Source organism: Dietzia sp. 179-F 9C3 NHS (assembly GCF_045369825.1).
In the GTDB taxonomy this organism is placed as follows: domain Bacteria; phylum Actinomycetota; class Actinomycetes; order Mycobacteriales; family Mycobacteriaceae; genus Dietzia.
In genome coordinates this window covers 55,571-68,032 of record NZ_JBIQES010000007.1, presented here as the reverse complement: position 1 = coordinate 68,032, position 12,462 = coordinate 55,571, and the positions used below count along the sequence as shown (strand labels likewise).

The 12,462-nt window shown below is 70.9% G+C and carries 12 protein-coding genes and 1 other RNA gene; 9 read left to right on the top strand and 4 right to left on the bottom strand.

Features of this window, described 5'->3' with window-relative positions:
• Positions 1–19: 19 nt before the first annotated feature.
• From ACH0BZ_RS10120 to ACH0BZ_RS10110, 3 genes are all read right to left on the bottom strand, one after another.
• Entirely contained in the window at positions 20–1,237 is a 1,218-nt protein-coding gene (locus tag ACH0BZ_RS10120; RefSeq protein WP_406898135.1) for an acyl-CoA dehydrogenase family protein, read from the bottom strand.
• 35 nt (positions 1,238–1,272) lie between these two features.
• Positions 1,273–2,649, bottom strand: coding sequence for an acyl-CoA dehydrogenase family protein (locus tag ACH0BZ_RS10115; protein WP_406898134.1), 1,377 nt, complete (start codon positions 2,647–2,649; stop codon positions 1,273–1,275).
• Positions 2,650–2,777: 128 nt separating this feature from the next.
• Positions 2,778–3,557, bottom strand: a complete 780-nt coding sequence (locus ACH0BZ_RS10110; RefSeq protein ID WP_406898133.1) for an inositol monophosphatase family protein — start codon at positions 3,555–3,557, stop codon at positions 2,778–2,780.
• Positions 3,558–3,645: 88 nt separating this feature from the next.
• On the opposite strand from ACH0BZ_RS10110, the gene prfB reads away from it, so the two are divergent.
• The 8 genes from prfB to ssrA all read left to right on the top strand — a co-directional run bounded on the left by prfB (position 3,646) and on the right by ssrA (position 9,820).
• A complete protein-coding gene (prfB, locus tag ACH0BZ_RS10105) occupies positions 3,646–4,758 on the top strand; it encodes a peptide chain release factor 2 (RefSeq protein ID WP_406898132.1) in 1,113 nt (370 codons plus the stop codon).
• A complete protein-coding gene (locus ACH0BZ_RS10100; RefSeq protein WP_406898130.1) occupies positions 4,758–5,654 on the top strand; it encodes a mechanosensitive ion channel family protein in 897 nt (298 codons plus the stop codon). Before prfB ends, ACH0BZ_RS10100 begins: the two co-directional genes overlap by 1 nt.
• Positions 5,655–6,263 carry a hypothetical protein gene (locus ACH0BZ_RS10095; RefSeq protein WP_406898129.1) on the top strand — a complete coding sequence of 203 codons (609 nt, stop codon included), beginning with the start codon at positions 5,655–5,657 and terminating at the stop codon, positions 6,261–6,263.
• Between the two features lie 38 nt (positions 6,264–6,301).
• Positions 6,302–6,991: a cell division ATP-binding protein FtsE gene (gene ftsE / locus ACH0BZ_RS10090; RefSeq protein WP_406898128.1), complete on the top strand. Its 690-nt coding sequence runs from the start codon at positions 6,302–6,304 to the stop codon at positions 6,989–6,991.
• A complete protein-coding gene (gene ftsX / locus ACH0BZ_RS10085) occupies positions 6,991–7,893 on the top strand; it encodes a permease-like cell division protein FtsX (protein ID WP_406898127.1) in 903 nt (300 codons plus the stop codon). The genes ftsE and ftsX overlap by 1 nt, the downstream gene beginning before the upstream one ends.
• Before the next feature lie 78 nt (positions 7,894–7,971).
• On the top strand, positions 7,972–8,478 hold the full coding sequence (smpB, locus tag ACH0BZ_RS10080; RefSeq protein WP_406898125.1) for an SsrA-binding protein SmpB: 507 nt from the start codon (positions 7,972–7,974) through the stop codon (positions 8,476–8,478).
• Positions 8,475–9,323 carry an EamA family transporter gene (locus ACH0BZ_RS10075; protein WP_406898122.1) on the top strand — a complete coding sequence of 283 codons (849 nt, stop codon included), beginning with the start codon at positions 8,475–8,477 and terminating at the stop codon, positions 9,321–9,323. The genes smpB and ACH0BZ_RS10075 overlap by 4 nt, the downstream gene beginning before the upstream one ends.
• A 123-nt stretch (positions 9,324–9,446) precedes the next feature.
• Positions 9,447–9,820: a transfer-messenger RNA gene (ssrA, locus tag ACH0BZ_RS10070) on the top strand.
• A 102-nt stretch (positions 9,821–9,922) separates the two neighbouring features.
• On the opposite strand, the gene ACH0BZ_RS10065 is transcribed toward ssrA, so the two are convergent.
• Positions 9,923–11,419, bottom strand: a complete 1,497-nt coding sequence (locus tag ACH0BZ_RS10065) for a metallophosphoesterase (protein ID WP_406898121.1) — start codon at positions 11,417–11,419, stop codon at positions 9,923–9,925.
• Positions 11,420–11,622: 203 nt separating this feature from the next.
• Between ACH0BZ_RS10065 and ACH0BZ_RS10060 the strand changes: the two genes are divergently transcribed.
• Entirely contained in the window at positions 11,623–12,351 is a 729-nt protein-coding gene (locus ACH0BZ_RS10060; protein ID WP_406898119.1) for a hypothetical protein, read from the top strand.
• Positions 12,352–12,462 lie beyond the last annotated feature (111 nt).

The window sequence follows — 12,462 nt, the reverse complement described above, 5'->3', positions numbered from 1 at the left end:
CCGTCACCCGGGGGCCTGCTCACTTGAGTTGCGAGCTGTTGAGGTCCAGCACGCGCCGCGCGATCACGAGCTGCTGGATCTGCTGGGTGCCCTCGAAGATGTCGAGGATCTTGGAGTCGCGCGCCCACTTCTCGAGGAAACTGTGCTCGGAGTAGCCGAGCGTGCCCGCGAGCTCCACCGCGCCGAGCGTGATAGCCGAGCCGGCGCGGCCGGCCTTGGCCTTGCACATCGACGCCTCCTTGGTGTTGGGCATCTTGTTGTCCGCCATCCACGCCGCCTGCAGCGTGAGCAGGTAGGCGGCCTCCCAGTCGGCCTCGAGCTCGAGGTACTTGGCCACGGCGGCCGGCTGGCTGGTGGCGGGCCGGTCGTAGTCGATCTCCATCCCGGCCTCCTCGAGGAGGGTGCGGATCTCCTCGAGCGCGGCGCGGGCGCAGCCCACGGCCATACCGGCCACGAGCGGCCGGGTGTTGTCGAAGGTCTGCATGGCGCCGGCGAAGCCCTTGTCCACGCGGACCTCCGGGTCGCCGAGGAGGTTCTCCTTGGGGATCCGGCAGTCGGTGAAGGTGATCTGGGCGGTGTCCGAGGCGCGGATGCCGAGCTTGTGCTCGAGCCGGTCCACCGAGACGCCGGGGTGCTCGCGCGGCACGACGAACGACTTGATGGCGGCACGGCCCTTGCTCTTGTCGAGCGTCGCCCACACCACGATGTGGTCGGCCCGGGCGCCGGAGGTGATGAAGATCTTGGTGCCGTTGAGCACGTACTCGTCGCCGTCGAGGCGCGCGGTGGCCGAGACCGCGGCCGAGTCCGAGCCGAACTCGGGCTCGGTGATCGCCATGGAAGCCCACACGCGGCCGAAGCGCTCGGCCTGCTCGTCGTTCGCCACCGCCGCGATGGCCGAGTTGCCCAGGCCCTGGCGGGGGATCGAGAGGGTGAGGCCGACGTCGCCCCAGCAGGTCTCGATGATGTTGAGCAGCGACTTCATGTTGCCGCCGTTGATGACGCCCTTCTTGGGCTCCTTGCGCCCGGGGGAGCCGCCCGAACCCATGGTGGCGCCGGCGGCACCCTGGCCGGCATCCTCCATGGCCTCCATCATGGCGCGCAGCGTGTCGAGCTCGACCGGGTACTCGTGCTCGGCGAGGTCGTACTTGCGGGAGACGGGACGGAAGATCTGCGTGGCGACCTGGCGGGCCTGGTTGGCGCCCACCTGCAGCTTCTTGGGGAGTTCGAGGTTGATCATGGTTCTTCTCTTCTCGTATCCGTGGCTGGTGGGCTCTACAGGACGACGACGCCCTCGGCGACGCCGACGGCGCGCAGGTCGCGGTACCAGCGCTCCACGGGGTGCTCCTTGGTGAAGCCGTGGCCGCCGAGCAACTGCACGCCGTCGAGGCCGATCCGCATGCCCTTCTCCGCGGCGAGCTTGCGGGCCAGCGCGGCCTCGCGGGCGAAGCTCAGGCCCTGCTCGGCGCGGGAGGCGCCGCGCCAGGTGACCAGGCGCATGCCGTCGAGCTCGGTGGCGATGTCGGCCACCATGAACGCCACGGCCTGGCGGTGGGCGATGGGCTCACCGAACGCCTGCCGCTCCTTGACGTAGGGGATCACGTAGTCGAGCACGGCGTGGGAGGTGCCCACGGCGAGCGAGGCCCAGCCGAGGCGGGACAGGCGGATGACGTCGGCGTACGCGGTGGCGCGGTCCTCCGCCGAGACCTCCTCGCCGCCGAGGATCGCGTCGGCGGGCACGGTGACGTCGGTGAGCACGATCCGGCCCAGGCCGGCGGCGCGCAGACCCATCGACGGGTCGGCCTCCACGACCAGCCCCTCGGTGTCTGACTCCACCACGAAGAACGTGGGCTTGCCGTCGAGCGCCGCGGCCACCACGAAGAGCTCGGCGCTGCCGGCGGTGGGGACGAGCGACTTGACGCCGTTGAGCGTGTAGCCGCCGGGGCCGCGGGTGGCGGTGGTCTGCAGGGCGAACGGGTCGAACAGGGGCCGCGGCTCGGCCACCACGACGGCGGCGGCCGGGACCCGCTCGGAGGCGAAGGCCGGCAGGTAGGACTTCTGCTGGGCGTCCGACCCGAACTGGGTGAGCGTGGTGGCCACGCCCGACGGCGCGAGGATCGGCAGCGCCAGGCCCATGTCGCCGTAGGCCAGGGCCTCGGCCACGAGGGAGTTGGTCACCACGCCGCGCTCGGAGGCGATGCCCTCGAACTCCTCGGGGACGTTGAGCATGGTGGCGCCGATCTCGGCGGACCGGGCGAGCAGCGACTCGGGAGCCTGCGCGGCGTGGTCGGCGTCGTGGGCGGCCGGCCGGATTACCTCGTTCGCGAAGTCGCGCACGGTCTCGACGATCATCTTCTGGTCGTCGTCGAGCGTGAGGTCGAACAAGTCGGGCCGCGACTCGGGTGCGGCGTCCGGGAGGCGCTTGGGGGTGCCGCCGCCGGAGACCTTCTTGAAGGACTTGGTGGCGGCGCCGAGGGTCTTGAAGCCGGTCCGGGTGGCTTCGTAGGTGACGCGGTCGACCTTCTGTCGAAGATTGAACCGCTCGGCGAACTCGGACCCGGTGATGGTCGTGAGCGCGCGCATGGCGGCGCCGATCGCGTCCATGCGCGTCGGGTTCTTGCCGGGTGTGGACGTGGGGTTCTTGCTCATCATCACCAGCTGTTCTCGTGACGGTGGACGGTGCGGTCCGCAACATCTTACTGCGGAGTAAGTTCCGATGGCCAGACTTCGGCCCGATCCGGTGTCCGAACTGTGCCGACGCGTCGGCGGGGGCGGGGGAGTCAGCCGCGCAGGAGGGCGACGGCCTGGTCGACGGCGCGGGGGCGGCCGGCCACGAACCAGTCGTATCCGTTGACCTCGACGGTGGCGCACACGCCGCCGGCGCCCTCGACGAGCGCGCGGCCGGGTAGCCAGTCCCACTCGGGGCACGAGTGCTGGCACCACACCGTGTGGACGCCGCACGCGGTGGCGGCGAGGTCGACCGATCCGGAACCGAGCATCCGGATCGTGGCGGCGCCCCGGCTCACGCGGTGGAAGGGCTCCGCGAGGTCGGGGTCGGCGAAGAACGGCGGGTGGAGATAGGTGGCCAGGCAGCCGTCGGCGAGGTCGCCGGCGGTCAGGGGGGTGACGGGGACGCCGTTGCGGCGGGTGGGGACGTCGGACCCGCCGACGAAGGTCTCCCCGGTGACGGGTCGGTGGACGGCGCCGAGCAGGTAGTCGTCCGCGCCGGTGACGGCCACCGCCGAGCACCAGTAGTCGGAGCCGGTGACGAAGTTGTAGGTGCCGTCGACGGGGTCCACGACCCAGCGGCGCTGGTGGCTGCCCGCGACGAGGGTGCCCTCCTCACCCAGGACGCCGTCGTCGGGGCGGTGGACGGCGAGGAGTTCGGTGATGCGGCGTTCGGCGGCCCGGTCGGCCTCCGTGACGACGTCGGAGACGGACGTCTTGTGCTCGACGCCCAGCCCGTCCTCACGGAGGCGGCGGGCCAGCGCGCCGGCATCGACGACGAGGCGTGTGGCCAGGTCGGCGTCCGACGGCGGGAAACCTTCGGCGGAGCTCACGGCGGCGACGCTACCGGCCCGAGGGCACCACCCGGTGACGGGCCGGGAAACGTGGGGGAAAGGCGCGGGACGCGTAGACTCCGGACTCGTGCACCCTGACGTCTCCGCCGACATCGCGTCCCTCGAGTCGACCCTCACCACGGTCGAGAAGGTCCTCGACATCGATGAGCTCGCCCGCCGCGTGGACGAGCTCGAGCAGATGGCCGCCGACCCCGACCTGTGGAACGACCAGGACCGGGCCCAGAAGGTCACGAGTGAGCTCTCCTACGTCCAGGCCGACCTGCGTCGTTGCCGCGATCTGCGCCAGCGGCTGGACGACCTGCCGCTGATGTACGAGCTGGCCGAGGAGGAGGGCGGCGACGCGGTCTCCGAGGCCGACGCCGAGCGCGTGCAGCTCCGCGAGGACGTCGAGGCCATGGAGGTCAAGACGATGCTCAGCGGCGAGTACGACCAGCGCGAGGCCGTGGTCAACATCCGCGCGGGCGCCGGCGGCGTCGACGCCGCGGACTTCGCGGAGATGCTCATGCGCATGTACATCCGTTGGGCGGAGAAGGCCGGCCACAAGGTCGAGGTGTACGACACCTCGTACGCGGAGGAGGCCGGCATCAAGTCGGCGACCTTCGTGGTCCACGACCCGTACATGTACGGCACCCTCTCGGTGGAGCAGGGCACCCACCGTCTCGTGCGGATCTCGCCGTTCGACAACCAGGGCCGGCGCCAGACCTCCTTCGCCGAGGTCGAGGTGCTGCCGGTGGTGGAGACCACGGACTCGATCGACATCGCGGAGAACGAGGTCCGCGTGGACGTCTACCGCTCGTCCGGTCCGGGCGGCCAGTCGGTCAACACCACCGACTCCGCCGTGCGCCTCACGCATATCCCGACCGGCATCGTGGTGACGTGCCAGAACGAGAAGTCGCAGCTGCAGAACAAGGTGGCGGCGATGAAGGTCCTGCAGGCCAAGCTCCTCGAGCGCAAGCGTCAGGAGGAGCGGGCCGAGCTCGACGCGCTCGGCTCGGGCGGCAACGCCTCGTGGGGTAACCAGATGCGCTCCTACGTGTTGCACCCGTACCAGATGGTCAAGGACCTGCGGACCGAGTACGAGGTCAACAACCCGCAGTCGGTCCTCGACGGCGACCTCGACGGGTTCATCGAGGCCGGCATCCGCTGGCGCATGCGCGACGCGGAGGGAGCCGACGCCTAGTGAGGATCGAGGGGAACTTCGAGGGGATCCTCACCTGGCTCGCCAACCAGGGACTGGAGGTCGTCCTCCTGGTCCTGGCAGCCGCGCTGCTCACCCGCGCGATCGGCAAGATCGCGCGGATGTGGACCGGGCGGATCGACGCGCGACACGAGGGCGAGGAGCTCTGGTCGGAGGAGGCCAAGCACCTCCACTCGCTCATCCAGGTGATCTCCTACGTCGCCGTAGGGGTGCTGTACATCCTCATCGGCATCCAGATCCTGCTGCGCTTCGGCGTCAACCTCGTCGCGCTCGTCGCGCCGGCGACCGTGCTCGGTGCGGCGCTGGGCTTCGGCGCGCAGAAGATCGTCCAGGACTTCCTCGCCGGGTTCTTCGTGTTTGCCGAACGGCAGTACGGCTACGGCGACATCGTGGAGCTCACCACCTCGACCGGGGTCAGCGCCGGCACCGTGGAGGACGTGACGCTTCGGGTCACCAGACTCAGAACCCTCGACGGCGAGGCGGTGATCGTCCCCAACGGTCAGGTCATCACGAGCGTCAACCAGTCCCAGGACTGGGCGCGGGCGATCATCGACGTCCCCGTGCCCAACAACGCGGACATGGACAAGGCCCACGACGTCCTGGCGGAGGTGTGCCGCGAGATCGTGGACGACGAGCGGGTTGGCGCCTACGTACTCGACGAGCCCACGGTCATGGGCGTGCAGTCCATCAAGCTCGAGCAGACGGTGATCCGCCTGCTCGCCCGGACCAAGCCGGGCATGCAGTGGGAGGTGGGCCGCCGGATGCGCGCGGTGATCCTGCGTCGCTTCCGCGCCGAGGGGATCGTGCTGGAGCCGGAGGCACTCGCGGCGATCCGCGCCGGCATGGTGCGCCCACAGACCGGAGAGGGGGCGGTGTAGATGGCACGGACCGGAGACGCGGACCCCGGCCGGGAGGCCGCTGAACGCGAGGCCGAGCCCCGGGAGACGGCCACGAGTCGTGAGCCTCTCGTCGGCTCGGATCCGCTGGGCCTGGGAGGGTCGACCCCGCCCGACGCGCCGTCGCGCAAGCCGAAGCCGCGGATCCTGGCGCTACTGGGCGAGTTCTTCCGGATGTCCCGGACCACGGCGGTCCTGCTCACTGCGTTCGTCCTGGTGGGCGCCCTGTACCTGCTCGTGCGCGAGGACCCCGTCGTCAACTTCGGGCCGCCGGCGCCGGGGCCGGAGCCCACCGCTCCGCCGGCCACCGAGGACGCGCCGACCGAACCGACGGACGAGCCCACGGCCCCCACGGGGGCGACGACGCCCTCGGCGCCGACCGGGACCGGCGAGGCCGGGGCGACGGGGACGACCGTACCCACGGGGACCCCCGGGACCGGGGACGGGGCCGCCGGGGACGGGGCCGCCGGGACAGGCGGGACCGGGATCCGCGGCGGCGTCGAGCAGGTGCCGCAGGACTCCCCGGCGGGCCCGCAACAGGCGCCCGGCGGTGGCGCCGACGCGCCGCAACAGCCCCAGGGCACCGGGTGACCCACGACATGTGACGCGTGGGGCGCTACGCTACTGGTGTGATCAGTGCTTCGAATGTGACGAAGTCGTACGCGTCCTCCCCGCGTCCGGCGCTGTCCGACGTCAGCGTCGAGGTGGCCGAGGGCGAGTTCGTCTTCCTCATCGGTGCCTCCGGCTCGGGCAAGTCCACGTTCCTCCGGCTGCTGCTCCGCGAGGAGAAGGTCGATTCCGGCACGCTCCGCGTCGCGGGACACGACCTCACCCGGATGAGGTCGTCCGACGTGCCGCGGCTGCGCCGCTCGCTGGGCGTGGTCTTCCAGGACTTCCGCCTGCTCCCGGGCAAGACGGTCGCCGAGAACGTGGCGTTCGCGCTCCAGGTGATCGGCAAGTCGCGCAAGGAGATCGAGAAGGTCGTCCCGGAGACCCTGGACCTGGTGGGGCTCGGCAAGCAGGCCGGCCGGCGCCCACACGAGCTGTCCGGCGGCGAGCAGCAGCGCGTCGCGATCGCGCGCGCCTTCGTCAACCGCCCCAAGCTCCTGCTGGCCGACGAGCCCACCGGCAACCTCGACCCCGAGACCAGTGAGGGGATCATGCTCCTGCTCGACCGGATCAACCGCACCGGCACCACCGTCCTCATGGCCACGCACGACCGGCACATCGTGGACCGCTCGCGCCGGCGGGTGGTGGAGTTGGTCGACGGCGAGGTGGTCCGCGACGACGCGCGCGGCACCTACGGGGTGAACCGCTGATGGCCGCCCGGTTCATCGCCTCCGAGGTGGGGCAGGGCCTGCGCCGGAACCTGTCCATGACGCTCGCCATGATCATCACCACCGCCGTGGCCCTGGCCATGCTCGGCGGCGGGCTGCTCGTGGTGATGACGGCCTCGGCCAGCCAGGACAAATACGACTACCTCAACGAGTTCCGCGTGTACGTGGACCGCTCGATCTCGCGGGAGGACCCCGACTGCACGGCGGCGTGCGGCGAGATCCGCGCCCGGCTCGAGGCGACCGACGGGGTGGCCTCGCTGGAGTACAAGAACCCGCAGGAGACGTACGAGGAGTTCACCGAACTGTTCGCCTCGACCGACCCGGTGCTCGTGGAGTCCACCTCGCCCGACGCGCTCGGGTCGCGGTTCACGCTCACGCTTGACGACCCGACCCGGGCCGAGGCGGTGGCGGAGGACCTCGCGACCGTCGAGGGCATCGAGATCGTGCAGGGCCAGGGGGAGCTCGTCGAGCGGGTCTTCTCGGTGCTGCACGGGATCCGGAACGCGGCCTTCGCCGTCGCCGTCATCCAACTCGTCGCCACGGTGCTGCTCATCGCCAACATGACGCAGATCGCGGCCTTCACCCGCCGCACCGCGGTGGGGATCATGCGTCTTGTGGGCGCGAGCCGCTGGTACACCGAGCTGCCGTTCGTTCTCGAGGCCGTGATCGCGGCTGTGGCCGGCGCGCTCCTCGCGGTGGGAGGGTTGTTCGCCGCCAAGAGCGTGTTCCTGGACCGCGTCCTCGCCGAGGCCTACCGCGCCAACCTCGTCGAGCGGATCACGGCCCAGGACATCCTCCTCATCGCACCCGTGTTGGTGGTGGCCGGGGCCGTGGTCTCCGCGATCACCGCCTGGCTCACGCTCCGGCTCACGGTCCGTCACTGATCCGTTTCCCCCGTTGGCGGGGGCCTCCACTAGAGTGGGTGGCCTGCCTGTCGGCCGGAACGAGGAGGTGAGCCGGGCGTGGCGAAGAAGGGCAAGAAGGGCAAATCCACCCTCGGGCGCGACGGCTCGATCGTCGCGAGCAACCGCAAGGCCCGGCACGAGTTCCACATCCTCGACACCTACGAGGCCGGCATCGCCCTCGTGGGCACCGAGGTCAAGAGCATGCGCGAGGGCAAGGCCTCGCTCGTCGACGCCTTTGCCACGATCGACGACGGCGAGGTGTGGCTCCGCGGCCTGCACATCCCCGAGTACTCGCACGGGAGCTGGACCAACCACGCCCCCAAGCGCGCCCGCAAGCTGCTGCTGCACCGCCGCGAGATCGACACGCTCATCGGCAAGGTGCGCGACGGTAACGCCACCCTCGTCCCGCTCTCCCTGTACTTCGTGGGCGGGCGCGTCAAGGTCGAGCTCGCGGTGGCGCGAGGTAAGCAGGCCCACGACAAGCGCCAGGACATCGCCCGCCGGACCGCCGAGCGCGAGGCCGTCCGCGAGCTGGGCAGGAAGATCAAGGGCATGCGCGGATGATGCCGGTCGCGCTGGCGTCGACGTCCGCGGTGGCCTACGGCATCAGCGACTACCTGGGCGGGGTGGCCTCTCGGCGCGCCCGCGCACTGCGGGTGGTGAGCGTGTCCTACCCGATCTCCATCGTCCTGGTCGGGCTGGCCGCGGTCGTGGTCGGCGGCGCCCCGTCGGCCGACGGGATCGGGTGGGGCCTGGTGTCCGGCCTCTCCTCGGGGATCGCCGTGTGGACCTTCTACGTGGCGCTCTCCCGCGGGCCGATGAGCGTCATCTCTCCGATCACCGCCGTGCTCGCGGCGGCCGGGCCCCTGGCGTTCGGATTGGTGGCGGGGGAACGGCCCGGCACGCGCGTACTCGTGGGGATGACGCTCGCGCTGGTGGCGACCGTGCTGGTCTCCCTCGAGGGCGAGAACGGCTCGTCGGTAGAGCACGGGCGACTCACACGGGGCGTCGCTGCGCTCACGGTTGCCGCCGGACTGGCCTTTGCCGGCTTCTTCGTGCTGCTCTCCCGCGTTCCCGAGGGCGAGGGCCTGTGGCCGGTGGCGAGCTCGCGGGTGGGGGCGACGGCCGTCGTCCTGCTGGCGGCGCTCGCGGCCCGGGAGTCGTTCCGCTTCGACCGCCGGCTCGTGGGGATCGGCGCGGTGATCGCCGTGTTCGACGCCGTGGCGAACGGTGCCTTCTACTACGCTTCGCAAGCCGGGATGCTCTCCCTGGTCAGCGTGATCGCCGCGTTGTATCCCGCGTTCACCGTGGCGCTCGCGATCACCCACGGCGGGGAACGCCTGCGGGCGGTGCAGATGCTGGGGATGGCGCTCGCGGGGGTCGCGATAGCGCTGCTGGCTCTGGGGTAGCGCCGGATCGGCGGCCATGGTGGCATCTGCTACTGCAGCTGTGCGCTGAGGCAGGCGCCTGGCGCGGAGCCGGCGATCGAGGTATGGTGGGCAGTCCGTCGGCGCGAGTCGGCGGACCCTGTAGGGGCTGATGTGGTTTCGACTACGTGAGTTGACGCAGGGGAAGCGTGCCGGTGCAGGCCAGAGACCACCGTGAGCGTCGTGGCAACCAATTAAGCGCCGATACCAATCAGCGCGACTACGCCCTCGCTGCCTGATAGCGAGCCCGTAGTCTGTCGGCCCGGGGTCGCCCTCGCCCCGGTCCCCGGCATCATCTAGAGGGATCACCGGCTCACCCGGTCACGGGGTGGGTCGGGACATCCAACAGTGACTGGGATCGTCATCGCCGAGGAGTCCGCGCCAGGGCGAGATCCGAGTAGAGGCCGAAGCGGACTGCGCACGGAGAAGCCCTGCCGACGCTGCGGAGGACCCGGGTTCAATTCCCGGCAGCTCCACCAGATCGGCACCGCACCCCCGGTTCACCCGAGCCGGGGGTGCGGCGCATTTCGCACCGGGGCTCAGGTTCCGGCGCCGGGCCCGGGTTCTGGGGCCGCCGGCTGTCAGCCCAGCGCCGCGAGGTCGCGGTGCACGACGTAGTTGCGGTGGGCGGTGGTACCGAGCGTGTACTCGGGGTTGAGCCCGCAGGCCGCCCAGCGCGAGCGCGCCGACCAGTCCAGCGCCTCGGGGGTGCCGGTGCGGTGGAAGTTCACCATGTAGCCGCCGGTATAGAGGCTGATGATCGTGTAACCGCCGGGGTAGCCGGCGCAGGAGCCGAACTCCACGAAGTCGACGCCGTGGGCTGTGTCGGGCGCCGTGCGCTTGGCGCGGTGCGTGTGCCCGGCGGCCATGAGGAACACGCCCGGGGCGCGGGTGAAGGCGGACTGCAGGCGGCCGGCGTCGTGCTGGTGCATGACGAACGACGGGCCGGCGGCGTTGGTGAACGCGGCCTCGCGGGTCACGGGGTGGTGGGCCAGGACCAGCGTGGGGCGGTGCGGGTCGGCGGCGAGCTCGGCCTCGATCGCCTCGTGCTGGTGGGGCTCGATCATCCCGCCGGAGGCGTCGAGGTGCGTGGAATCGATGCCCATGATCCGGAGTCCGCCGACCCTCGTCGTCCACATCCGCTGCCGGGGCACGAGCGCCTCGCCCCACGGGTCGCGGTGGTCGGCGGTGCCGGGGAGCACGACGTGCCGCTCGTACCCGGCGGCGGGATCCGACGACGGGGTGTGCGGCCGGTCGTGGTTGCCGCGGGTGACATGCCAGTCCACGCCGTGTGCGCCGTAGCCGTTCATGATCTCGACGAACCGCGCCACCTCGGCGGGACGGGCCTCGTCGGTGGTGTCGCCGTTGACGAACAGCCGGTCCACGCCGCGGGCGCGGATCTCGGCCAGGGCCCCGGCCAGCATGAGGTCGGGGAACGGGGGCAGGCCCTCGGCCTGGACGATCGGGGTGGGCATGTCGGCTGCGAGGATGCCGTGGCGCTCCTCGCCGATGTGGACGTCGTTGATCACGGCGATCCGCCCGACCGGCGCACCCGGCGGGGGAGTGAGCGTGGTGACGCGGCCGGTCCGCTCCGGCGACCACATCTGGTGGGTGGACATCAGGCCGGGCCGGGCCGCGATCCCGCCGGAGCGGCACTCGAACGCGTATTCCGTGCCCGGGGTCAGCCCCTCGACGGTCACCAGGTGGAAGCCGCGGGGCTCGTCGTCGTGGTGGACCACCGGCAGCGGGCCCGGCGCGCCCGCCGGCGCGAGGCGCACCTCGGCGTCCGTGGCCACCGTCGGCGCCACGGTGCCGTAGAAGGGGTGCGGGCCGGGGTAGGTGGCCCAGCTGAACGTGATCGAGGTGTCGGTGACGGTCACCACCTCGAGGTCGGTGACGACGAGGCCCTCGTGCAGCCCGGAGAGCAGGTGGTCGGCGGAGCCGGCCGACGATCCGCCGGCCGGGCCCGAGCCCTCCGGGGTGAGGGCCCGCGCGGCGCCGGCGCCGGCGGTGAGGGTGGCGGCGGCGCCGAGGCCGCCGAGGAGGAGGGAGCGACGGGAAAGGGTGCCCGGGGTCATGCCCGAAGAGAGTAGGGATCTCAGGTGACGACGACGAGGCGTTCAGGTGGCGGAAGGGTCTCGGTCACGTGGCCCTTCCAGATCAATCGAGGTCGGACCCGTGCCGAATATGGACGTATGTTCAGAATTCGGTTATGGTGGTCCCGTCCCTCTGGTTGTGTGACGACCGTCACCGTCCCTCACCTCGTCCGATTGGATCCCTCATGGCCTTCGCCCGTCGCGCCGCCGCCGTCATGGCCGGCACCGCCCTCGCCTTCTCCCTCGCCTCCGTCCCGACCGCTGTTGCGCAGAGTCAGACGGCCGGTGAGTGTGCCCTCTCCGACAAGCGCTCATGGGAGACGGCGCTTGTCGGCTACGAGCTGTCCAATGAATGGGGCGGGAACGGTTTGGTTGCTCCCGGCCAGGAGATCGCCCTGACGACGACCGTTACCGGCGCCTACCACCTCGTTAACGAGCTTCGCCAGCACCATCCGGCAGGTTTTCAGCCGGTCAAGGCTGAGGTCAGCTCTTACAAGTTCCTCGGTGGCACGGCGACTTGGGTCAACCACACTGCGAGCATGATCAAGGATGGCGACACCGTACGAGTTCGTAGCGCAGGATGGACGACCTCGGGTGGCCAGGCTGCCGCGCTTCGGGTCACGTACAAGGCACCGGCCGACGCGGTGCCGGGAACGAAGTTCACTTCTGGCGGCGGAGCTAGCCTTGTGGCGGCCAGCGGACAAGACTTCCGAGACATGAATGCCTGCGTGACCATCCGCGAGAAGAACGCCGTCGAGTCCGCCCAGGGCAGCCTCGAGGGCATCGGGGCCGGCTCGCTGGTCGAGGGGTCCACGACGTCGTCGAATCTGTCGTCCGACCCGGCCTCGCTGATCTCCGATGTCATCAACGGCCTGGACCTCGGTCAGCTCCTCGGCGGCGCCATCGGTAGCTGATTCGTCTCCGATTTCCCGCAGGGCCCCCGCGCGACGCCCGTCGCCCGGGGGCCTTTCGGTACTCTCACCACAGACACCGGCCGCCGTGCGGCGGCGGCCGGTCCGCTCCCG

Bases quoted from the DNA above. Each gene is read 5' to 3' on its own strand.
- ACH0BZ_RS10120 (WP_406898135.1), bottom strand. From the start codon at position 1,237: ATGATCAACCTCGAACTCCCCAAGAAGCTGCAGGTGGGCGCCAACCAG.
- ACH0BZ_RS10115 (WP_406898134.1), bottom strand. From the start codon at position 2,649: ATGATGAGCAAGAACCCCACGTCCACACCCGGCAAGAACCCGACGCGC.
- ACH0BZ_RS10095 (WP_406898129.1), top strand. From the start codon at position 5,655: ATGGCACGGACCGGAGACGCGGACCCCGGCCGGGAGGCCGCTGAACGC.
- ftsX (WP_406898127.1), top strand. From the start codon at position 6,991: ATGGCCGCCCGGTTCATCGCCTCCGAGGTGGGGCAGGGCCTGCGCCGG.
- ACH0BZ_RS10075 (WP_406898122.1), top strand. From the start codon at position 8,475: ATGATGCCGGTCGCGCTGGCGTCGACGTCCGCGGTGGCCTACGGCATC.
- ACH0BZ_RS10065 (WP_406898121.1), bottom strand. From the start codon at position 11,419: ATGACCCCGGGCACCCTTTCCCGTCGCTCCCTCCTCCTCGGCGGCCTC.
- ACH0BZ_RS10060 (WP_406898119.1), top strand. From the start codon at position 11,623: ATGGCCTTCGCCCGTCGCGCCGCCGCCGTCATGGCCGGCACCGCCCTC.